Annotated in this window: 27 protein-coding genes; all 27 read left to right on the plus strand. The window is 46.3% G+C overall.

From position 1 onward, the window contains the following. Positions 1-67: 67 nt before the first annotated feature. The 27 genes from trmFO (at position 68) to flhB (ending at position 22,147) form a co-directional block, all read left to right on the plus strand. Entirely contained in the window at positions 68-1,378 is a 1,311-nt protein-coding gene (gene trmFO, locus BC8716_RS16710; RefSeq protein ID WP_094427531.1) for an FADH(2)-oxidizing methylenetetrahydrofolate--tRNA-(uracil(54)-C(5))-methyltransferase TrmFO, read from the plus strand. Between the two features lie 58 nt (positions 1,379-1,436). Then, entirely contained in the window at positions 1,437-2,345 is a 909-nt protein-coding gene (gene xerC, locus BC8716_RS16715; protein ID WP_169715960.1) for a tyrosine recombinase XerC, read from the plus strand. A 24-nt stretch (positions 2,346-2,369) separates the two neighbouring features. Beyond that, positions 2,370-2,915 (plus strand): ATP-dependent protease subunit HslV, encoded by a 546-nt coding sequence (gene hslV, locus BC8716_RS16720; RefSeq protein WP_094427532.1) that lies wholly within the window; start codon positions 2,370-2,372, stop codon positions 2,913-2,915. Between the two features lie 25 nt (positions 2,916-2,940). Continuing rightward, positions 2,941-4,332 (plus strand): ATP-dependent protease ATPase subunit HslU, encoded by a 1,392-nt coding sequence (gene hslU / locus BC8716_RS16725; protein WP_094427533.1) that lies wholly within the window; start codon positions 2,941-2,943, stop codon positions 4,330-4,332. A 25-nt stretch (positions 4,333-4,357) separates the two neighbouring features. After that, positions 4,358-5,137, plus strand: coding sequence for a GTP-sensing pleiotropic transcriptional regulator CodY (gene codY / locus BC8716_RS16730; RefSeq protein WP_011247116.1), 780 nt, complete (start codon positions 4,358-4,360; stop codon positions 5,135-5,137). A 511-nt stretch (positions 5,138-5,648) separates the two neighbouring features. Then, positions 5,649-6,044 carry a flagellar basal body rod protein FlgB gene (gene flgB / locus BC8716_RS16735; protein ID WP_094427535.1) on the plus strand — a complete coding sequence of 132 codons (396 nt, stop codon included), beginning with the start codon at positions 5,649-5,651 and terminating at the stop codon, positions 6,042-6,044. Positions 6,045-6,056: 12 nt separating this feature from the next. Then, the gene (gene flgC / locus BC8716_RS16740) at positions 6,057-6,503 is read left to right on the plus strand and encodes a flagellar basal body rod protein FlgC (RefSeq protein WP_062750689.1); all 447 of its coding nucleotides are present in this window, start codon (positions 6,057-6,059) and stop codon (positions 6,501-6,503) included. A 16-nt stretch (positions 6,504-6,519) separates the two neighbouring features. Continuing rightward, positions 6,520-6,813 carry a flagellar hook-basal body complex protein FliE gene (fliE, locus tag BC8716_RS16745; RefSeq protein WP_094427537.1) on the plus strand — a complete coding sequence of 98 codons (294 nt, stop codon included), beginning with the start codon at positions 6,520-6,522 and terminating at the stop codon, positions 6,811-6,813. A gap of 34 nt (positions 6,814-6,847) precedes the next feature. Then, positions 6,848-8,428: a flagellar basal-body MS-ring/collar protein FliF gene (fliF, locus tag BC8716_RS16750; protein ID WP_094427539.1), complete on the plus strand. Its 1,581-nt coding sequence runs from the start codon at positions 6,848-6,850 to the stop codon at positions 8,426-8,428. A gap of 20 nt (positions 8,429-8,448) precedes the next feature. Continuing rightward, positions 8,449-9,456: a flagellar motor switch protein FliG gene (fliG, locus tag BC8716_RS16755; protein ID WP_011247111.1), complete on the plus strand. Its 1,008-nt coding sequence runs from the start codon at positions 8,449-8,451 to the stop codon at positions 9,454-9,456. Beyond that, positions 9,449-10,222 carry a flagellar assembly protein FliH gene (fliH, locus tag BC8716_RS16760; RefSeq protein ID WP_157730474.1) on the plus strand — a complete coding sequence of 258 codons (774 nt, stop codon included), beginning with the start codon at positions 9,449-9,451 and terminating at the stop codon, positions 10,220-10,222. The genes fliG and fliH overlap by 8 nt, the downstream gene beginning before the upstream one ends. Further along, complete coding sequence (fliI, locus tag BC8716_RS16765; protein WP_094427543.1) at positions 10,182-11,519, plus strand: flagellar protein export ATPase FliI; 1,338 nt, start codon at positions 10,182-10,184, stop codon at positions 11,517-11,519. Before fliH ends, fliI begins: the two co-directional genes overlap by 41 nt. 9 nt (positions 11,520-11,528) lie before the next feature. Then, positions 11,529-11,972: a flagellar export protein FliJ gene (fliJ, locus tag BC8716_RS16770; RefSeq protein ID WP_094427545.1), complete on the plus strand. Its 444-nt coding sequence runs from the start codon at positions 11,529-11,531 to the stop codon at positions 11,970-11,972. Further along, complete coding sequence (locus tag BC8716_RS16775; RefSeq protein ID WP_094427547.1) at positions 11,973-12,533, plus strand: MotE family protein; 561 nt, start codon at positions 11,973-11,975, stop codon at positions 12,531-12,533. A gap of 8 nt (positions 12,534-12,541) precedes the next feature. Next, positions 12,542-14,116, plus strand: a complete 1,575-nt coding sequence (locus BC8716_RS16780; RefSeq protein WP_094427550.1) for a flagellar hook-length control protein FliK — start codon at positions 12,542-12,544, stop codon at positions 14,114-14,116. Next, a complete protein-coding gene (gene flgD / locus BC8716_RS16785; RefSeq protein ID WP_094427552.1) occupies positions 14,103-14,537 on the plus strand; it encodes a flagellar hook assembly protein FlgD in 435 nt (144 codons plus the stop codon). Before BC8716_RS16780 ends, flgD begins: the two co-directional genes overlap by 14 nt. 15 nt (positions 14,538-14,552) lie before the next feature. Next, positions 14,553-15,356, plus strand: coding sequence for a flagellar basal body rod protein FlgG (gene flgG / locus BC8716_RS16790; RefSeq protein ID WP_094427554.1), 804 nt, complete (start codon positions 14,553-14,555; stop codon positions 15,354-15,356). Between the two features lie 9 nt (positions 15,357-15,365). Then, positions 15,366-15,581 carry a flagellar FlbD family protein gene (locus BC8716_RS16795; protein ID WP_062750678.1) on the plus strand — a complete coding sequence of 72 codons (216 nt, stop codon included), beginning with the start codon at positions 15,366-15,368 and terminating at the stop codon, positions 15,579-15,581. Continuing rightward, positions 15,578-16,009, plus strand: a complete 432-nt coding sequence (gene fliL, locus BC8716_RS16800; RefSeq protein WP_157730475.1) for a flagellar basal body-associated protein FliL — start codon at positions 15,578-15,580, stop codon at positions 16,007-16,009. The genes BC8716_RS16795 and fliL overlap by 4 nt, the downstream gene beginning before the upstream one ends. Before the next feature lie 18 nt (positions 16,010-16,027). Next, a complete protein-coding gene (gene fliM, locus BC8716_RS16805) occupies positions 16,028-17,017 on the plus strand; it encodes a flagellar motor switch protein FliM (RefSeq protein ID WP_094427559.1) in 990 nt (329 codons plus the stop codon). Further along, the gene (gene fliY, locus BC8716_RS16810) at positions 17,010-18,197 is read left to right on the plus strand and encodes a flagellar motor switch phosphatase FliY (protein ID WP_094427561.1); all 1,188 of its coding nucleotides are present in this window, start codon (positions 17,010-17,012) and stop codon (positions 18,195-18,197) included. Before fliM ends, fliY begins: the two co-directional genes overlap by 8 nt. Positions 18,198-18,242: 45 nt before the next feature. Continuing rightward, a complete protein-coding gene (locus tag BC8716_RS16815; protein WP_062750674.1) occupies positions 18,243-18,605 on the plus strand; it encodes a response regulator in 363 nt (120 codons plus the stop codon). Next, the gene (locus tag BC8716_RS16820) at positions 18,580-19,233 is read left to right on the plus strand and encodes a flagellar biosynthetic protein FliO (RefSeq protein WP_094427563.1); all 654 of its coding nucleotides are present in this window, start codon (positions 18,580-18,582) and stop codon (positions 19,231-19,233) included. Before BC8716_RS16815 ends, BC8716_RS16820 begins: the two co-directional genes overlap by 26 nt. A gap of 56 nt (positions 19,234-19,289) precedes the next feature. Next, entirely contained in the window at positions 19,290-19,913 is a 624-nt protein-coding gene (fliP, locus tag BC8716_RS16825; RefSeq protein WP_375071307.1) for a flagellar type III secretion system pore protein FliP, read from the plus strand. Between the two features lie 97 nt (positions 19,914-20,010). Continuing rightward, positions 20,011-20,280 carry a flagellar biosynthesis protein FliQ gene (gene fliQ / locus BC8716_RS16830; RefSeq protein WP_011247096.1) on the plus strand — a complete coding sequence of 90 codons (270 nt, stop codon included), beginning with the start codon at positions 20,011-20,013 and terminating at the stop codon, positions 20,278-20,280. Continuing rightward, positions 20,280-21,062 carry a flagellar biosynthetic protein FliR gene (gene fliR, locus BC8716_RS16835; RefSeq protein ID WP_094427567.1) on the plus strand — a complete coding sequence of 261 codons (783 nt, stop codon included), beginning with the start codon at positions 20,280-20,282 and terminating at the stop codon, positions 21,060-21,062. The genes fliQ and fliR overlap by 1 nt, the downstream gene beginning before the upstream one ends. Continuing rightward, on the plus strand, positions 21,059-22,147 hold the full coding sequence (gene flhB / locus BC8716_RS16840; RefSeq protein WP_094427569.1) for a flagellar biosynthesis protein FlhB: 1,089 nt from the start codon (positions 21,059-21,061) through the stop codon (positions 22,145-22,147). The genes fliR and flhB overlap by 4 nt, the downstream gene beginning before the upstream one ends. Positions 22,148-22,153 lie beyond the last annotated feature (6 nt).

The following is a 22,153-nucleotide window of genomic DNA, read 5'->3' on the forward strand; positions in this document are numbered from 1 at the left end:
TTCACTCTGCTAAGGAGTGGAGGCATTTGTGTGAAATGATTGTCGGGAAAAAGGAGCATTTGTTTAAATGACGCATAAACAGTCGATAAATGTAATAGGGGCTGGTCTCGCTGGTAGCGAAGCGGCTTGGCAAATAGCGAAACGAGGAGGCCATGTTCGGCTCTATGAAATGAGACCGGTGAAACAGACGCCTGCTCATCATACGGACAAGTTTGCCGAACTTGTATGCAGCAATTCGTTAAGGGGCAACTCACTTGCCAATGCTGTCGGCGTGCTGAAAGAGGAAATGCGCCATCTTGATTCGGTCATTATTAAAGCAGCTGATGAAGCAGCCGTTCCTGCTGGCGGCGCCCTTGCTGTAGACCGCCATGATTTTGCTGGCAAAGTCACCGAATATGTCAAAGGCCATCCAAACGTAACAGTCGTCCAGGAGGAAGTGACTGAAATACCTGAAGGCCCGACGATTATTGCTACCGGTCCACTCACTTCTGAAGCATTGGCGGAACAATTAAAGGCATTTAGCGGCGAAGAATATTTATATTTCTATGACGCTGCCGCACCTATCATTGACGCCGAAACGATAGACCGCGACAAAGTCTACTTGAAAAGCCGCTATGATAAAGGGGAGGCTGCCTATCTCAACTGTCCGATGACAGAAGAAGAATTTGATCGTTTCTACCAAGCATTGATTGAAGCGGAAACCGTTCCGCTGCGGGAATTTGAAAAAGACATTTTTTTCGAAGGCTGCATGCCAATTGAAGTGATGGCTTCCCGTGGCAAGAAAACGATGCTGTTTGGACCATTAAAGCCTGTTGGACTAGAAGATCCGAAAACTGGGAAGCGCCCTTTTGCTGTCGTGCAGTTACGGCAAGACAATTCTTCCGGAACGTTGTACAATATGGTTGGTTTCCAAACGCATTTAAAATGGGGCCCGCAAAAAGAAGTGATCCGCATGATTCCAGGTTTGGAAAACGCTGATATTGTCCGCTATGGGGTTATGCACAGAAATACGTTTTTAAATTCCCCTAACTTGTTAAAGCCGACCTACCAATCGAAAAAACGCAGTGATTTGTTCTTTGCAGGGCAGATGACAGGCGTTGAGGGCTATGTAGAGTCAGCGGCAGCAGGATTGGTTGCAGGCATGAACGCCTTTAAATGGACGCAAAGCCAGGAGCTCGCTGTTTTTCCTGAAGAAACGATGATCGGTAGTATGGCTGCCTACATTACAAATGCCAATGCGAAAACGTTCCAGCCTATGAATGCGAACTTTGGTCTTGTTCCACCGCTTAATGTTCGTATAAAAGCGAAAAAAGAACGCTATGAGGCGCTAGCTAAGCGTGCGTTGGAGTCGATTCAGAATTTTATGAAAGAAGTGTGACATCAGTTGCTTCTCCCTCTTGAACTATGGTAAAATTTATTAGTTCTAAGAGGGAGGCATGAATGTGGAATTATCTGAACGGCTTTTGATTGACCAATTTGTCCGCTATGTCCAAGTCGAAAAGAACGGTTCAAAATGGACAATCGACCACTATCGAAAAGACGTACAGCAATTCGCCGCATTTATGTCGGCAGCGGGCATTGCCGAGATAAAAGACGTAAAGCACCAAGATGTCCGCCTATTTATAAGCGAGCTAGTCGATAAGAAGTACGCGAGAAAATCGATCGCGAGAAAATTGTCGGCGCTTAGAACCTTTGGAAAATTCTTGATGGAAGAGGGGCATATTAGCGAAAACCCTTTCTTGCACACGCATTTGCCTAAACAAAAAACGGGTTTGCCTACTTTTCTCTATGAAGAAGAAATGGAGCACTGGCTTTTAGCGCTTCCTGCGAATAAGCCTCTCGAAAAGCGTGATAAGGCGATCATTGAGTTGCTGTATGCAACGGGAATGCGTGTTTCGGAATGCAGCATGCTGGCACTCGACCAATGGGATCGAGTAAGCGAGACGGTGCGTGTTTTCGGAAAAGGCCGCAAAGAGCGATATGTTCCAGTAGGGAAAATGGCTGTTAGCGCTGTTGAATCGTACATAAACGAGGCGCGTCCTAAGCTACTCCGTGCCAACGATCCGACTTCCCATTTGTTTTTGAACTATCGTGGAGGAGCGTTAAGCGATCGGAGCATTCGGAAGATTGTGGAAAAAAGGCTGGACGAAGCGGCTATGCAGAAAAAAATAAGCCCACATGCCATTCGCCATTCCTTTGCGACCCATTTGCTTAATGCGGGTGCTGACTTGCGCGCTGTCCAAGAGTTGCTAGGCCACCAATCGCTAAAGACGACACAAGTTTATACACATGTAAGCAAGGAGCGGCTCTATGCCGTTTATAAAGGCGCCCATCCGCGAGCCTAAGTCTATAAAAAGGAGCGTTTGACAATGGAGGGTTTCCACGCAACAACGATTTTTGCGATTGCCCATAATGGCGGGTTTGCTATGGCTGGCGACGGCCAAGTGACGTTTGGCAATGCTGTGGTGATGAAACATACCGCACGCAAAGTCCGCAGGCTATACCATAATAACGTTCTTGCTGGCTTTGCTGGTTCAGTTGCTGATGCTTTTACATTGTTCGAAAAGTTTGAAGCAAAACTGGAAGAATACAATGGCAATTTGCAGCGCGCCTCTGTCGAGCTAGCAAAGGAGTGGCGCAGCGACCGGGTGTTACGAAAACTTGAGGCGATGCTGATTGTGATGGATAAACAGGCTTTGCTTCTTATTTCAGGAACAGGAGAAGTGATCCAGCCTGACGACGGGATTCTCGCTATTGGCTCTGGAGGAAATTACGCACTGAGTGCAGGCCGTGCGCTAAAGCGCCATGCCCCTGGGATGAGCGCACGTGAAATCGCCGTAGCTGCCCTTGAAACGGCTGGCGAAATTTGTGTGTATACAAATGACCAAATTGTCGTTGAGGAACTGACAGAGTGATGATGAACGATTGGAGGGTAAAGCAATGACAAGCACATTGACGCCTCGGGAAATTGTAGAGCGGTTGAACCAATACATTGTCGGGCAAGACGGGGCCAAACGGTCTGTTGCTGTTGCACTGCGCAATCGCTATCGCCGTACAAAGCTTGATCCTTCCATGAGGGAGGAAATTACTCCGAAAAACATTTTAATGATTGGCCCTACTGGCGTTGGGAAAACAGAAATTGCCAGAAGGCTTGCAAAACTTGTAGGCGCGCCGTTTATTAAGGTGGAGGCCACAAAGTTTACGGAAGTCGGTTATGTCGGCCGCGACGTTGAGTCCATGGTGCGCGATTTGGTTGAGTCAAGTGTTCGTCTTGTCAAAGAAGAGCGGGTCGCACTCGTGAAAGACGAAGCGAAAGAGCTGGCTGACAAACGGCTTATCGAACTTCTTGTCCCTTCCATGAAAAAGGAAACCAATTATAAAAATCCGTTTGAAATGCTCTTTAGCCAGCCGGATAAAGAGGATGAGGAAGACGGAGAAGAGGAACTGACCCGTGCCAATTTAAAGAAAAAAATGGCGGAAAAGCTAAAGCAAGGCGAGCTGGAAGAGCGCATCGTTACTGTTGAAGTGACGGAACAAAATCATGGTTTTATGGATTTGTTTCAAGGCGGGGCGGGTATGGAACAAATGGGCATGAATATGCAAGAAATGTTATCAAGCATGATGCCGAAGAAAAAGAAAAAACGCCGCATGACAGTGGCCGAAGCCCGTGGTGTACTCGCTGAAGAAGAAGCGCAGAAACTGATTGATATGGATGATGTCACACAGGAAGCGATTACACGGGCTGAACAGCTCGGGATTATCTTTATCGACGAAATTGATAAAGTGGCTGGAAAAAACGATCAAGGGGCCAATGTATCTCGAGAAGGTGTCCAACGCGACATTTTGCCTATTGTGGAAGGTTCGACTGTCGTGACGAAATACGGTGCCGTTAAAACGGACCATATCCTTTTTATTGCAGCAGGCGCTTTTCATATGGCTAAACCAGCAGATTTAATTCCGGAATTGCAAGGGCGCTTTCCGATTAGGGTTGAACTGCAAAGTCTTTCTGTCGATGACTTTGTCCGCATTTTAGTGGAACCGGACAACGCATTGACAAAGCAATATGAAGCACTTTTGCAGACTGAAGGTATAGAAATGAAGTTTTCAGACGAAGCTGTTCGTAAGATTGCGACGATTGCGAGCGAAGTGAACCAAGAAACAGAAAACATCGGAGCGCGCCGTTTGCATACGTTGCTAGAAAAATTGCTTGAAGATTTGTCCTTTGAAGCAGCTGATATTCACTTGGAGACACTTGAAATCACCGAACAGTATGTCGAAGAAAAACTAGGTTCCATTGCAAAAAACCGCGATTTGAGCCAATTTATATTGTAATAGCAAACAAAGGAGAGATGTAGGAATGGATTTACTTACAAGAACAAGAAAGATTAATGAAATGCTGCAGAAAACAAGCGGACAACACGTCAATTTCCGGGAAATGGCGATGACGTTGCGTGAAGCGATTGGCTCTAACGTCTTTGTCGTTAGCCGCCGTGGTAAATTGCTCGGTTTCTCTATTGAAGAAGAGATTGAGAATGATCGCATGAAAAAAATGCTCGACGAACGCCAGTTTCCAGAAGAGTATACTGATGGCCTATTTAAAATTGAGGACACTTCTGCCAACATTGATGTAGACAGCGAGTATACTGCGTTTCCGGTTGAAAACCGTGACATCTTTAAAAATGGCTTAACAACAATTGTGCCAATTAAAGGTGGCGGTCAACGTCTTGGTACGTTGATTCTATCCCGTTTAAACCGCTCTTTTAGCGATGATGATTTGATCTTGGCTGAATACGGGGCAACGGTTGTCGGCATGGAAATTCTCCATGAGAAGACACAAGAAATTGAAGAAGAAGCGCGCAGCAAAGCAGTGGTACAAATGGCGATCAGTTCACTTTCATACAGTGAGTTAGAAGCAGTTGAGCATATTTTTGAGGAGCTTGACGGCAGAGAAGGATTGCTTGTAGCAAGCAAAATTGCTGACCGTGTGGGCATTACCCGTTCTGTTATCGTTAATGCATTGCGTAAACTTGAAAGTGCAGGCGTCATCGAATCTCGTTCTTTAGGAATGAAAGGCACATACATTAAAGTGCTTAATGACAAGTTTCTATTGGAACTAGAGCGCATGAAAGAAGACTAAGCCCAATTATAAAATCAACCAGATTGATCGACAGGCTGGAACCACCCGTCCAAGGAAGGACGGGTGGTTTTTTGTTATGTGATCTGTGCTCTTTTTCAACTAGCAAAAAGGACCTAAGGTAGGATGATGTTTCAAGTGTTTAGTCGATATGTAGTGTTGGTAAAGGGACCAAATGCCTAAATAGTAACAAAGTTAGCTATGGAAGAGAGAAGGGAGATTAGAAACGGGCATTAATGCCCAGTTCCAACTAAAAACTCTCTTTCCAATAAACTAGTAAAAATGACAATCTCACCAAGAGTCTAAAGTCCTAAAAATCGTGACGTTAGGTTGTTAATTGGGACTAAAATCACTTCGTATCATGGTACATTAGACTTAATTATATATAAATCTCAAATGAGCTTAGACAAACATCTCAAAAACTAGTAAAATTTTATCAGGGCTAAACATGGGAAATAGTGCTTAATCTTTCCTGTTTTTATGAGAAAAGACATGAGTAAAAGGAGGGAGACGATTGTTCGTTACTAGTACAATAGCAGCGCTTGAAGAAGGCATACGCTACTCGTCGACGAAACAAAAAGCGATCTCAACAAATCTAGCAAATGTCGACACACCTAATTTTAAAGAGAAAACCGTGTCTTTTGACCAAGTTTTACAGGCTGTCGGGGAAAAAACGGGCCACTTGCAAGCAAAGCGGACAGACGAGCGCCATTTGTCTTTTCCGCTTCCTGGGAATGGCGGTATTTCATTACGGGAAAAGGGAGAGCTATACAACCACAATGGGAACAGTGTCGACGTAGATAAGCAAATGACTGAAATGGCGAAAAACCAACTTTATTACAATGCACTCGTTGACCGAATCAGCGGAAGCTTCCAATCGATTGAAACAGCAATTAAAGGTGGCAAATAGGAGGAAAGGCATATGACGATGTTTTCAAGCATGAACGTATCTGGGTCAGGACTGACACTACAGCGATTGCGAATGGATGTAGCAGCAAGCAACATTGCTAATGCTGATACAACAAGGGCCGAACTTGTAAATGGCGAATGGCAGCCCTACCAGCGGCGAATGGTTGTCCAAGGCCCAACGTCGATGGGGCGCTTTTCGACAGAGCTGCAAAAAGCAACGGCCGAGCTTGACCAAGGAGTAGTAGCAAAACAAATTGTCCGTGATCCTACACCGGCCACACTTGTTTATGACCCAACCCATCCTGATGCAAATGAAGATGGGTATGTCGCGAAACCAAATGTCGAGATTGCAAGAGAAATGGTGGATATTACAAGTGCCACGAGGTCCTATGAAGCGAACGTCACAGCGCTTCAAGCTAGTAAAGGGATGGTTATGAAAGCACTGGAAATAGGTCGTTAAAGGAGGATGAGGAAAGATGACAATTGAAGCGATGCAGCCACTTCTCCAACCGCTCGCTACACAAACTGGCAAAACGGAGGCAAACAGCAAAGGCGATTTTAAGTCGGCTTTAATGAATGCTCTCCAATCAGTCAACCAAGACCAGCTTGCTTCAAGTGAAGCAACACAAGCACTGGTTAAACAAGAACCGATTGATGTTCATGATGTCATGATTGCGGCGAGCAAGGCATCGGTTTCAATGCAAGCCGCGCTAGAAGTACGAAATAAAGCAGTAGAAGCGTATCAGGAAATGATGAGAATGCAAATTTAAGCCGCCTGAAAGGCGAGATGCAAGCGGAGGCGCCATGAAGGAGAAAGCGAAGCAATTCAAGAACCAGGTGCAAACGTTTTGGACAGAGAGCAGTACGCTGCGAAAAAGTGCAGTCATTTCCGTTGTTTTACTACTTTTATTAGCGATTGCACTGGCTGCGGCCCTTCTATTCCGAACGAATTATGCGCCCTTATATAGCCAATTGACATTGGCCGAAGCTGGCCAAATACAAGAAGCACTCGAGCAACGAGGGGTGGCTGCCCGCGTTTCAAATGACGGCACCACCATTCACGTGCCTGAGGCGGATGTAGATCGGTTGAAAGTTGAACTCGCCGCTGAAGGACTACCTAAAAGCGGCAGCATCGATTATGCGTTTTTTCAAAACCAAATGGGTTTTGGGATGACTGACAATGAGTTTACCGTTATCGAACGGTCCCTTATGCAAACGGAGCTTGCCGAATTAATAAGGGGCGTCCAAGGCGTCGAGCAAGCGAATGTCATCATTACGCTCCCTGAAGAAAGCGTCTGGCTGAATTCAGGCCAAGAAAGCTCGACTGCTGCGGTAGTGTTGCAGTTAGAGCCGGGGTATACGCTCGATTCGTCGCAAGTGAAAGCTTTATATCATTTAATATCAAAAAGTGTACCTAATTTACCGATTGAAAATATTGTGTTATCCGATTCGCAGTTCAACAACTATACATACCAGGAAGAGGAAACAAGTCCTGCTGCTTCGTTCCAATCACAGCGTGAAATCAAACAAGAAATTGAGTCGGACTTGAAACAAACGATCAATCAACTTTTAAGTGCGGTGGTCGGGCCAGAAAATGCAATCGTATCTGTTACGGCAGATATCGATTTTACCCAAGAACAGCGGACTGAGGATTTGGTTGAGCCAGTTGACGAAGAAGAGGTTTCTGGGCTGGCAATCAGTGTTGAACGAATTAATGAAATGTATGAAGGAACAACAGGCAATGAGGAAGGTGTCGCTGGTGTAGGCGATGAGATTCCCAATTATACTGGCGCAGCAGGCGGTGGCGATTCTGAATCAGAGCGAACTGAAGAGCGGATTAATTATGAAGTTAACCGGATCCACCGGGAAATCATCGAAAGCCCTTATGAAATCCGCGATTTAGGAATTCAAGTAATGGTCAACCCGCCAGAAGGGATGCAAGCATTGCCGCCTCAGCAAACAGCTGACATCACCGCTATGTTAGAGACGATTATCCGTACGACATTGCCAGATGGTAGCGAGGAGGAAGGAGAACAGGATGTTGGTGACCGTGTAGTGGTGACATCAATGCCATTCGCACAAACGGAAACGGGAGAGGCGGAACAGCCGGCAGCAACGATACCTGTCTGGATTTACGCTGTAGCTGCTGGATTAGTCTTGCTGATTATCATACTAGCTGTCCTGCTATACCGGAAAAGAGAACCAGCTGACTTAGCGGAAGAGCAAGATGAGGCGCCAGAACCAGAGCCAGAGCAAGAGGATGAGCCACTTATGGAAACGGAAGAAACAGAAGAGAGCAAGCAAATGCGGCAATTAAACCGACTAGCAAAAGAACAACCAGAAGACTTTTCAAAGCTTTTGCGGACATGGCTTTCAGATGAATAGTAGAAAGGAGATTGGACGAAATGCCGAAAGCAAAGCTGACGGGACGCCAAAAAGCAGCGATATTGCTGATTTCACTCGGGCCAGACACGGCAGCGCAAGTGTATAAACACTTAACTGAGGATGAAATTGAATTGCTGTCGCTTGAAATATCCGCGATGCGAAAAGTCGATAAAGATGTTCAAAACAATGTCATGGGCGAATTTCATTCGATGGCGAAAGCGCAGGAGTACATTGCCCAAGGCGGTATAGGTTTTGCGAAGACGATTTTAGAAAAAGCATTAGGAGAAGAAGCGGCCGCCTCGATGATCCAACGGCTGACGTCAACGATCCAAGTAAGGCCATTTGATTTTGCCCGCAAAACGGATGCAAGCCAAATATTAAATTTTATCCAGCATGAGCATCCGCAAACCATTGCCGTAATCCTATCGTACTTGTCAGCCAAGCAGGCAGGTCAAATCATTTCTGCTTTGCCAGAAACGATCCAGACCGATGTCGCAAGGCGAATGGCGCTAATGGACAGCTCTTCTCCAGAAGTGATCGCTCAAGTGGAAGCGGTTTTGGAAGAGAAGCTGTCGCAAACATTGTCACAAGACTTTACGGAAACGGGCGGAATTGAAGCAGTCGTAGAAGTGTTGAATGGTGTGGACCGTTCAACGGAACGGACGATTCTTGATGGGCTCTATATCCAAGATCCTGAGTTGGCGGAAGAAATCAAAAAACGGATGTTTGTGTTTGAAGATATTGTCACACTTGAAAAACGGGCGATCCAAAGAGTCATCCGCGATGTGGACAACGATGACTTGAAGCTTGCCTTGAAAGTAGCAAGCGATGACGTGAAAGAAATGGTGTTTGACAATATGTCCCAACGGATGGCTGAAGCATTTAAAGACGAAATGGATTACATGGGGCCTGTCCGCTTACGTGATGTAGAAGAAGCACAATCGCGGATTGTCGCTACCATCAGGCAGCTCGAAGAAATGGGCGAAATTGTGATTGCCCGCACGAATGGAGATGACGTCCTTGTCTAATGTAATCCGTTCTACTAAGAATGTGAGCATTGCACGGGAAATTGGCATTAAACCTTTGTATCAACGGGCAAGAGAACGGGAAACAAGACAAGAACTTGCCAAAGAAGAAGAAGCCCAATTCGAACAGCTACAAGAAAAAGCAGAAGCAAAGGCAGCCCAATTGATCGAGGAAGCACAAGCACAAGCGACGGCAATCGAAGAAAAGATGGAAAGCAAACAAGCGGAGCTAGAGCAACAATGGGAAAAAGCGCGCTTGAAAGCAGAACAAGAAGGGTATGATGCTGGCTTTACAGCGGGTGAAAGCCAAGCAAAAGCGATTTACGAGTCAACGATTGCGGAAGCGAAACAAGTGCTAGAAGAGGCGCAGGCTGCGGCTGCATTAAAAGTAGACAATGAACAACCGCTTTTGATTGAGCTTGCCTGTGCCATTGCTGAAAAGGTGATCGGCGTTTCTATCGCAGAGGACCCGTACTTGCAGAATATCGTGCGAGCCGCTCTTGCCGAAGTGCGCGACCACGCATTTGTCAAATTGTATGTGCCGCCCCATTGGTATAAAAGACTCGCTGCTTGTGTGGACGAGTTGCAAGGGGCCATACCTGCCTGCGAAGATTTTCAGCTTATACCAGACGGGCAACTACAAGACGACCACTGTTTTATCGTCACCAATGCTGGAAGAATGGATGCCTCTCTTCCGACGCAGATCGAGCAGTTGAAAAAGCAGCTTCATGAGGCTGCGAGGTGTGGTTCCTTTGCAAAAGCTCATTGATCATGTTCACACACTGTCCCCGTATAAGTGGTATGGGCAAGTTCGCCATGCCGCGGGGTTGACGATTGAATCAGCTGGGCCGAGAGCATTTATCGGTGAACTGTGCTATATCTGGGCTAGTCCAGATCAAAAAGGGACTAAAGTCCGAGCTGAAGTCGTTGGTTTTAAGGACGACCGCATTTTGCTCATGCCGCTAGACGATACGAGGCGAATCGCGCCTGGGAGCTATGTAGAAGGAACGGGAAAGCCGTTAAATGTTGCGTGTGGACCAAGTTTGATTGGCCAAATTGTCAATGGCGTCGGTGAACCATTTTTGCAAAGCACGGCCTTGGGAGATACAGACGCCAACTATTCAACAGACAATTCACCTCCAAACCCGCTAGAAAGACCGCGCATTTCCGAAATTATGAGCGTTGGTGTCCGCGCAATTGACGGGCTGTTGACGATGGGAAAAGGGCAAAGAGTGGGCATTTTTGCTGGCAGCGGTGTAGGGAAGAGCACACTCATGTCGATGATTGCCAAACAGTCAGATGCAGATGTGAATGTGATCGCTTTAATTGGTGAACGGGGCAGAGAGGTAAAAGAATTTGTTGAGCGCGACTTAGGAGAGGAAGGGCTGAAAAAGTCGGTCGTTGTCGTCGCAACATCAGACCAGCCGGCGTTGTTACGAGTGAAAGGAGCGCAAACGGCTACCGCCATTGCTGAATATTTCCGCGACAAGGGCAAGAATGTCAATTTAATGATGGATTCGGTCACCCGGTTTGCAATGGCGCAGCGCGAAATTGGCTTGGCAATTGGCGAACCACCGACGACAAAAGGCTACCCTCCTTCTGTTTTTGCGATGATGCCGAAGCTGCTTGAACGGTCAGGTACAAACCAGTCAGGCTCGATCACCGGTTTATACACCGTTCTTGTAGATGGCGACGACATGAATGAGCCTATTGCAGATGCCGTGCGAGGGATTCTTGACGGACACTTTGTATTGGACAGGCAACTCGCCAATCGTGGGCAGTATCCAGCCGTTAATGTTTTAAAAAGCGTTAGCAGGCTAATGAAAGATTTGGTGGAAAACGAGCACCTTCATGCAGCAAAGCTTTTTAGACAGCGTTTAGCAGATTATGAGCAGTCAGAAGATTTAATTTCGCTGGGAGCTTATAAACAGGGCAGTTCCAAAGACATTGACGCTGCCATTCATGACCATCCAGCTATGCTTGACTTTCTTAAACAAGAAGTCGAAGAAAGCGATTCGTTTGCAGAAACGAAAACGAAGCTTATACAACTTTTTAAACGGGAGTGACGCTTGCAAATGGCCTTTCAATTTTCGTTACAAACAGCGATGGATGTATGCAAGCAAGAAAAAGAAGCAGCCCATAAGCAATACGAAGTGGCTGTTGACGCATTTGAATCTGAGGCAATGGCGCTGTTCCGTTTGCTAAAGCAAAAAGAAGATGTACAAGCGGCGACCGAGAAGATGCTGGTTGAAAAAGCGTCGGTTTCCGATTTGCTTATTAGCCAGGCGTGTTTAGACGGACTGCAGCAGCAAATTGGAAAACAACAGCTGCGAACTGACCAAGCTAGGGTTGATATGCTTCAAAAGAAAGCGACGTTCCAGCAACATGCCGTCTCGTATAAACAATATGAACGGTTGAAAGAAAAGAAACGCCTTGAACAAAAACAAGCAGAAAACCGCCGGGAGCAACAACTGATGGATGAGTTGTGCGTGACCCGGTTCAAAAGGAAATTTGCCTAAATGAAAGAGAAACCGACAAAAAAACGCTGGACTGTGATTTTTGCTTTTGCCGTTCCGTTTTTTGTCATCGTCCTTGCTGCGCTGTTTTTTATCGGCCCTTTGCTAGGGTTTTCGCCAATGGACAGCATTAAAAATGCATTCGGGTTTCATACGAATAACCAGGCAGAGAATGAGTGGCAAAAAAAGTATGAGCAGTTGGAAGGCGAACTGCTCGATTTGCAAACACAGTTGCAGGAGCTCTCCAATGAGCTCGAAGTGAAAAATGCTGAACTAGCAGAAGCGCAAGGACAGCTTGATGACATCGAGGCAAACGAGGACGAGGCAAGCGCTAATGTGGAAACTGAAAACATGCTTGAAGAAGGCAACTTGACAGCTGTATTAAAGACATATGAACAAATGACGCCAAAGCGTGCAGCTGCATTGCTCGATGAAATGAATGAAGAAGAAGCTTATCGCCATGTGGCTGCTATGAAAGATCAACTACGTGGCTCGATTCTTGCGAAAATGCCGGAAGAAAAGGCGGCCCGGTTTTTAGAAAGACTTGCGCAAGAAGGGGGGTAGACGCAAACGTGCACATTACACAAATGGTGAATGAAATCGCAACATCACGACCGTTAAGCCAGGTGAAAGGACGAAGCCAATCGTTTTCTGATCTTCTAATAAATAAGGCTTCATCGTCTGCTGAAGGGCGAAACACGATTTTTCTTCCTCTTGAAACCAATACAGACGAGTTGGACAACGACGTTGAAACGTCGGCACCAAACGATGAACAAGCAAATGACACTGATTTAAGTGGGATTGCCGTTGAAAATCAGGTGAATTCAAATCAGATGCCAGTAGGCACTGTGGACTTTGGCCAGCCTAGTGTTGTGAATGAAGAAGGTGGTAGCAAGCCCGCTCCAGTGGACTCGACAAGTTGGGATTTAGGCAAAACCACGACGGGTGCTTCCCATGCAGCGTTGACCGAGGCAACATCGAGTGCAGAAGCAGGTGAGCGGTTAGAGAAACTTGCACAGGTGCCGGAGGAAAAGGACAGTGCTAGCGGTAAACCTGCTCTAAGCCAAGATGAACTTAAAGACATAGCCGTTGATAGTAAAACAAGTGAAAAGGAACCGTCACTCCGGCAAGTCGCTCCTCCTCCTTTACAGGACATAGAGACGGAACCGACTAAGGAAGAAAACCGAGCATTTAGTGATAAAAATCAACAAATGGCTCCTGACCGTCCGGCCCCTTTGCCGCAAGGCGGCGACAAAACAGAGCCTGAAAATAGGGCGGAGTCGCTGAAGCAGGAACAAGAAGTTGCACCTTTAACAAAGGAGAAGGCAAATCCAAGTGACGTGATAAAAGCCAGCACGAACGATGCAGAGTCGCAAGTCGTTTCAAATTCAAGCGTGAAAGACGAGTCTCCTGCTAGGACAGAAGCAGAGCAGACCCAAGTTTTTAAAAATGAACCAAACAAGCTTGCTAATCATGAAGAAAATGAGTTACATACTGGGCGAAATAAGGCGACAACGTTAGCCGATTCTCAGGCAGAAGGGGAATTCGTACAAGCAGACTCTAACAAGCGAATCGTTCGTGAAAAGGAGCCAAGCACTGCGCCGCGCATCATAGAGGGTCCTAACAAACAACCGCATAACGGCACAGGAATGGCTAGCACTCAAACAGGAATTGAAGGAAGCGTTGCTGTAGAAGCCACGAAACTACCAAGTGGGAAAAGTGCGCTGCCTCCTATGCTGGCTAAGCAGCTCGAACGAGTGCTAAGAGCGGCTGTATTAAAGCAACATGGAGATGGTGCGCTGCAATTGACGGTTAAGCTTCATCCAGAATCACTTGGACGTTTGCATGTACAACTGCTCCATTCAAGCCAAGGGCTAGTCGTCAAACTGCTTGCTGATAAAAAAGCAACCGCAGAAACGCTAGAGCGGGCTCTCCCTGGATTAAGGCAAATGTTTAACCAAGACACCGCGTTTGAAATCGGGCCAATTGATGAAGATGGGGACGAGCAAAGCAATGGTGAAAGCGGACAGGAAGGCGGGCGAAAGCAACCGGAAGAAGAGGTTGGCGAACAACGGAAGCAGCATTCATTTTCAGATTGGATGAGTCAAAAACAAGGAGAAGGAGAGGGAGCGGATGACGCAAGTTGACCCATCGTTGTGGCTTTCCTCGTCACAAAACCAACAGCGGCAACCAAACAATGCACTTGGCCAAGACGCGTTTTTGAAGCTTTTGATTACACAATTGCAAAACCAAGACCCGAGCAACCCGATAGAAGATCGGGAGTTTATCGCCCAATTAGCAACTTTTTCCCAGTTGGAGCAGCTCACGAAACTGAATAGCACGATGGAATATATGTACTATGAGCAAAAAAGCCAGCAATTGATGGCGCTAAGCGAGTTAATCGGCAAATCGGTTGAATGGCTTAACGAAAAAGACAAAGTCGAGCAAGCAACAGTGACTGGAGTTAAATACAGCGAGTCTGGGGACTTGCTCGTGCAAATCGATGATGACAAGTGGATTGAGGCAAGCAATTTAATTTCAATTATTAAACCAACATCAAACGAGTAAAGGAGACGATCCGTTATGATTCGTTCTATGTATTCAGGCATCTCAGGTATGAAAGGTTTCCAAACAAAGCTAGACGTTGTCGGTAATAACATTGCTAACGTAAATACACATGGTTTCAAAAAAGGGCGCGTCATGTTTCAAGATATGGTTAGCCAGCAAGTACAAGGGCCAATGGCCGCAACTCCTGACCGTGGTGGCGTCAATAGCAAGCAAATTGGGTCTGGTTCAATGGTTGGCGCAATTGACACGGTTCATACTGGAGGAGGCAACCAATATACAGGGCGTGAATTGGACTTAGCGATAAATGGCGATGGCTACTTTGCAGTTCAAGTCGGAGCCGATACGTTTTATACGCGTGCTGGAAATATTTATGTCGACCATGACGGCAATGTTGTCAATAGCTCAGGCGCCTTTTTGTTAGGGCCAAATGGAAACAGGTTGCAAATTGAGCCGGAAGTTCTGGATAACATGCAAAGTATTTCTGTTAACAAGCAAGGTGAAATCGTCATTTCTGTCCAAGGCCAAGACGATCCAGTAACACTACAAATTGGCGTTGCCAGCTTTTCGAATCCAGAAGGGTTAAATAGCGCGGGTGGATCGCTATTTACAGCAACACCAGCATCAGGCCCTGCCAATATGGTTGTCCCAGGAACACAAGGCACTGGTGACATTCAGTCTGGTTATTTAGAAATGTCGAATGTGGACCTCGCTGATGAATTTTCGGAAATGATCGTCGCCCAGCGTGGTTTTCAAGCTAACTCCCGGATCATTACGACTTCAGATGAAATTTTACAAGAACTTGTCAACTTAAAACGATAGGTGACTGGCATGATTCCATTAACGCGCTTAAACGGGCAACGGCTGTTGTTAAATTTGTTGTTGATCGAAAAAGTAGAAGCGTTGCCTGATACAACGATCACGCTTGTAAATGGAAAAAAGCTCGTCGTTGCCGATGACATGGAACAAGTCGGCCAAGCGATCAACAACCGCATGGCCGAGATCGGCCTTGTCGGAAGCTACAAAAGGGAGGATTTATCAGGTTGAAAAAAAACCGTGTAATTGGCGTAGCGTTCAGCCTCTTGCTCACCGGAGTCGTCATAGTTGCAGGGCTCTATATGCTTGGCATTGGCCCTTTTGCTCAAAACAAGGCGAGCGGTGCGCCAACGATAGAGGACATTAATGAGCGCTCATTTGATACAGAAGAAATTACGACCAATTTAAAGTCAGGGGAATTCATCCGCGCTCAATTTCGGATTGAACTCGATCACAAAGACACACTTACGGACATCGATAAAAGAGGGTTCCAGGTGAATAATGTCATTTTGCTGACACTTGCAGAAATGTCTGCAGAGGACTTGGTCGGTGAAGAGGGGCTAGCCGAGCTGCAGGAAACGATACAGACAAAATTAAACGACCATTTAGAACAAGGCACTGTCAAAGCTGTTTATACGACAGTGAAAGTGGTCCAATAACAAAAATGAGGTGCTCTAATGGCTGATGTGCTGTCTCAAGGTGAGATTGATGCGCTCCTTTCTGCTTTGACGACTGGAGAAATGGATGCCGAAGAGTTATTAAAACTAGAGTCAGAGAAGAAAGTTCGGGTTTATGATTTTAAACGAGCGCTACGCTTTTCAAAAGACCAAATTCGGAACTTATCCCGCATCCATGAAAATTACGCGCGGTTGTTGACAACCAATTTATCGGCCAAGCTCCGTTCGCTTGTGCAAATCCAAGTAGCCTCTGTCGAACAGGTTCCATACGAAGAGTATGTCCGCAGCATACCGACAATGACATTTTTGAACGTGATTGAGCCTATACCATTAAATGGACGGGTCTTAATTGAAATTAATCCTAATATCGCCTACGCCATGTTTGACCGTGTACTTGGCGGACATGGGATGAGCTTTAATAAAATTGATAATTTGACAGAAATTGAGACGAAAATTTTATCAGGGCTATTTGAATCGATGCTGGCAAGTTTCGCTGAAGCTTGGACGACTGTAATTGAAATGGAGCCGATCACCGAAAACATTGAAGTGAATCCCCATTTTTTGCAGCTCGTGTCACCGAACGAAACGGTTGTTGTCATTTCGCTGTCAACAAGCATTGCCAATACGACAGGGCTCATGACGATCTGTTTGCCCCATGTCGTATTAGAAGAAATATTGCCGAAATTAACGAGCCACCATTGGTTTCAAGAACAGCGCGGTGCCCTTTCGACAGAAGATAAAGCATTGTTAAACAAACAAGTCCGGCAAACGACGCTTGAAGTTGCCGTCGAACTTGGACGTTCAACGATTACGATTGAAGAATTTCTTCGCCTTGCTAAAGGGGATGTCGTTGCTTTAAACCAGCTAATTGATGAACCACTTGATGTGCTCGTAGGCGGTGAAAAGAAATTTAGCGGCCAGCCAGGAGTAAAGAGAGACCGGATGGCTTTGCAAGTGACTGACGTATTAGGAGGAACGGATGATGAATGACAAGCCGCTTTCCCAGGAAGAAATAAACGAATTGTTAAAGGGGCTCCAGGATGGCGAAGCTCCCGAAGAGGCTGGGCAACAGGAAGTCCATGAAGGCGAATCCCAGCCAGAAGAAACACAGACGGAGCCCCCGGATATTAACGAGTTTTTAACTCCCATGGAGCAAGACACGATCGGCGAAATCGGCAATATTTCCTTTGGTAGTTCGGCGACTGCGTTATCAGCACTGTTGAATCAAAAAGTCGAAATTACGACACCGGTTGTATCGGCAGTCAGCTCAGACATGTTGCGCCAGCTTTTTCCACGGCCGAACGTCATTGTCCATGTCAAATACACAGAGGGATTCGAAGGCTCGAACTTATTTGTGATTACGACTGATGACGCAGCGATCATTGCAGATCTCATGCTTGGAGGAAATGGGGAAAACCCTGACCCAGAATTGTCGGAGATGCATTTAAGTGCAGTCCAAGAAGCGATGAACCAAATGATGGGCTCTGCCTCAACGTCGATGTCGACGTTATTCAATCGTCGTGTCGACATTTCGCCGCCTAAAGTGGAAGTGATCGAATTTGATGAACAGTCGCGGACGGAGTATGTTCCCGATGGTGAAGATTTGATTGCGATTTCGTTTTCTCTTCGCGTTGGCGATCTGATTGATTCAAAGTTAATGCAACTTATTAGCGTTCCTTTCAGCAAAGATTACGCAAACGCCTTGCTTGGCGGTGGCGCCACCGAAGAAGCGCCAGTGCAAGAGGCACAACCGTTGCCTGAACCTGCTCCGTCCATTGGCGGGCATGGAGATGGCACAAGTGCTGGGCGAGTGAACCAGCATATTGGCCAAAGGGTAAAAGACGCTGAGCAAGTCGTGGAAAAAGCGGTGTTCTCTAATTTTGAGACAACAAAGCCAGACGAAGCAGAAATGCAAAACTTAGACATGCTCTTAGACATACCGCTGGAAGTTAAAGTGGAATTGGGACGTACGAAAAAAACGATCCGTGAAATTTTGTCGATTGCGCAAGGATCGATTATTGAACTTGATAAGTTGGCAGGTGAGCCGGTCGATGTGCTTATCAATGACAAGTTGATTGCCAAAGGCGAAGTGGTCGTAATTGACGAAAACTTTGGCGTGCGGATTACAGACATTGTTAGCAAAAAAGACCGTCTTACCCACTTGCGTTAACTTTTATCTATCTTAAGAAATCAACATATAGAAAGAGGGCTTTTCATGTCAAAAAAAGTATTGGTTGTTGATGATGCAGCATTTATGCGCATGATGCTTAAAGACATTTTAACAAAGAACGGTTATAACGTAGTTGGAGAAGCCAATGATGGCAACCAAGCAGTTGAAAAATATAAGGAACTATCCCCTGACTTAGTGACGATGGATATTACGATGCCGGAAAAAGACGGAATTTCGGCGCTGAAAGAGATTAAACAGTATGATCCGAGTGCCAAAGTGATTATGTGCTCGGCGATGGGCCAACAAGCAATGGTCATTGACGCGATCCAAGAAGGCGCAAAAGATTTTATCGTAAAACCATTTCAGGCGGATCGAGTGATCGATGCGATTTCTAAAACGCTTAGTTAACGTTTCGTCTATCATTGCGCTGGCCCTGCTACTCGTTGGTTTAGCAGGGTTCAGCCCCGCTGAAGCAAAGGACTGTAGCGTCAATGACGTGCTCGAGAACGGCGAATGCGATGAGGAACTGGCCAATGAAGAAGTGAAAGAAGCCGAAGCTGAGGCGGAAGCGCTCATGGAGCCGCCTTGGCTCAGCTTTGTCAAGATGATCGCGGCGCTTCTTGTTGTCATAGCTCTGTTATATGGGCTGTTGCGCTTTGTGAACAAACGGGCGAAAACATTTCAAGAAACAAAGGCGCTTCATCTCGTCTCTGGCGTTTCTCTTGGCCAAAACAAATCCGTTCAGTTGGTTAAAGTCGGGGAAACATTATTGGTTGTGGGCGTCGGTGATCAAGTGCAATTGCTAAAAGAAATTACCGATCCAGACGAAATAACGGCCATTCTCGCCAAACAGCAAGCTGGGGATGAGGAACCGTTTCTCGGTCATGCTTTAGGAACCATGAAAGCGGCGTTCTCGAAAAAAGCAGGCACTGCACCACCGACGTTCCAACACATTTTAAGGGACAAGCTTGCGGCTTCCAAGCAAGAACTGCAAGACACACGCCAGGCATTTATAGAAAAGAGGAAGGACCGATGATTTTACAACATGCAGTAGCTGCTTTTGCCTCGTTTGATTTTACGAATGGCGAGACAATGGCGACAACGGTCCAAATTGCCTTATTGCTAACGGTGCTGACGATTGCGCCAGGAATTTTAATTTTGATGACATGCTTCACCCGCATCATCATTGTGCTAGCCTTTGTACGACAAGGGCTCGCCACTCAATCGACGCCACCAAACCAAGTGTTAATTGGGCTTGCGTTGTTTATGACCGCCTTTATTATGGCCCCTGTCATTCAAGAAGTGTATGAGACAGCATACGTGCCTTTAGCGGATGGGGAGTATTCCAGCGAGGAAGCATTTGAGGCAGCCGTTGTACCAATTAAAGAATTTATGAGCGCCCATACAAGGGAAAAGGATTTGGCGTTGTTTATGGGGTACGGCGGATATGACAGGCCTGCTTCAATCGACGACGTGCCGTTGACGGCGCTTGTGCCTGCTTTTGCAATTAGTGAGTTAAAAACAGCCTTTCAAATCGGCTTTTTGATTTTTATCCCTTTTCTTGTGATCGATATGATTGTTGCTAGTGTATTAATGTCGATGGGGATGATGATGCTGCCACCTGTCATGATCGCTCTGCCGTTTAAAGTGCTCTTGTTCGTGTTAGTAGATGGCTGGTATTTAGTCGTTCAAAGCTTGCTGATCAGCTATCAATAGCGATGGGAACAATCATAATCGGCTCTCGTATTCTAGTGGGGCTGGCAGTTGCAGGAATGAACCAATGAGATTACCGATTCAATAGGAGTGAGCCGCTATGAGTTTAGAAATGGTTACGCACTTAGCCCAAAGCGGTGTATGGACCGTACTGATCGTTGCTGGTCCGCTTTTGGTTGTAGCGTTGGCGCTCGGTCTGATTGTAAGTATATTCCAAGCGACGACGCAAATCCAGGAGCAAACACTAGCATTTATCCCTAAAATTGCTGGCGTGCTGCTTGCGCTCGTTTTCTTTGGCCCGTGGATGTTGTCGCAACTGACTGAGATGGCGTATAGCATTTACAACAATTTGTATAGGTTTATTGGCTGATGGATGAATGGCTAACGCTTTATCCGGCTTTTTTACTTATATTTATTCGCGTCAGCTCTTTTTTCGTCGTGCTGCCGCTTTTCAACCACCGGACGGTGCCTGCTCCGCTCAAGCTCGGACTATCGGCGTTTTTGGCTGCAATTCTCGCAGTATCTCTCGACGTGCCTGAGTTAGCACTAGATTTGCCATTTTTGCTTCTTGCCTTAAAGGAATTTGCGATTGGCATTGCTGCTGGACTGATCGCTTCGATGATTCTCTATGCTGTGCAAGTTGCGGGCGGTGTGATTGATTTCCATTTAGGCTTTATGCTTGCCAATGTCGTTGACCCGCAGACCGGGGCGCAAAGCCCGTTGACAGGAAGTTATTTATACCTTTTCGCGATGTTATATTTGCTAATTATAGACGGACACCATTTGCTTCTTGATGGCGTAATCTACAGTTATCAATTTGTCCCTCTTGACCAACTGGCGCTTCCGTTTGGGAGCGGGCATGTCATGGAGCATGTGGCGCAAGTGATGGTGATGCTGTTTGCGATGGCAGTGTCGATGGCTATGCCTGTAGTTGGTGCACTCTTTTTAGTTGATGTGGCCTTAGGCATTATCTCAAGAACCGTTCCGCAAATGAATGTGTTTGTCGTCGGGATTCCAATTAAGATGTTGGCAGGTTTTATCGTGTTTGCTATCTATATCGGCGTCTTTTTTATGAGCGTGAACGTTTTATTTGAAGAATTATTGCTTGCGATGAGGCGTCTGCTAGAAGGGCTAGGTGGTGGTCCGCAATGACAAGGCTACCTATGGATCTGCAATGGTTTGCAGAGGAGAAAACAGAAAAAGCGACGCCTAAAAAAAGGCAGGAGACCCGCAAAAAAGGGCAAGTGCCAAAGAGCCAGGACGTCAATACCGCGTTTATGCTATTTGCCGCATTTTTGCTTCTATCCCTCTTTGCTGGGCCAATGCTGTTTGCTGCTTTGAAGGAAATGATGGCTGATGTGTTTCAGCGCTTTCTATCATTGCCGCTAACAGCTGAAAATAGTGCGGCATTGTTTAACGAATTGACATGGGAGATGGGAATGGCGGCTTTGCCGATTATGGCGCTGACTGTTCTTGCCGGCGCATTTGCCAGCTTCGTGCAAGTCGGTTCTTTATTTACGGCCGAGCCAATGAAACTGAAACTGGAAAAATTAGATCCGATTAAAGGGGCCAAGCGAATATTTTCGACGCGGGCACTCGTCGAACTTGGCAAATCGATGTTAAAGATTGTCTTTATTGGCGCAGCAGTGGCCTTTGTGATTTATGCAAATATAGGCGATGTCTTGCTTTTATCACAAAAAAGTGTTGAGGTCGGCGCTGCTTCGATTGGCCATTTAACAGTGACAATGGGACTGTTTGCGGCGGTATTGTTAATGGTCCTCGCTATACCAGATTACCTTTACCAGCGCTATGACCATGAAAAGCAAATCCGGATGTCAAAAAAAGATATTCGTGATGAGCATAAGACGATGGAAGGTGACCCGAAAATTAGGGCGCGCCGGAAACAACGGCAATTGGAAATGTCGATGAACAGGATTATGCAAGAAGTGCCAAAAGCGGATGTCGTCATTACAAACCCGACCCATTACGCGGTAGCGCTTCGCTACGACCAAGAACAAGCCGATGCGCCAATCGTTGTCGCAAAAGGCGTTGATTATATGGCTGAACGAATTAAAACGGTCGCCAAAAGCCATGATGTTCCGCTTGTTGAAAACGTTGCGTTAGCAAGGGCGATGTATGCGTCTGTTGAACTGATGCATCCAATCCATGAAGACATGTTCCAAGCTGTCGCCGAAGTGCTTGCCTACGTGTACCGGTTAAAGAAAAACAAACATTAAACATGA

It is taken from the genome of Shouchella clausii, from assembly GCF_002250115.1.
GTDB lineage: Bacteria > Bacillota > Bacilli > Bacillales > Bacillaceae_D > Shouchella > Shouchella clausii.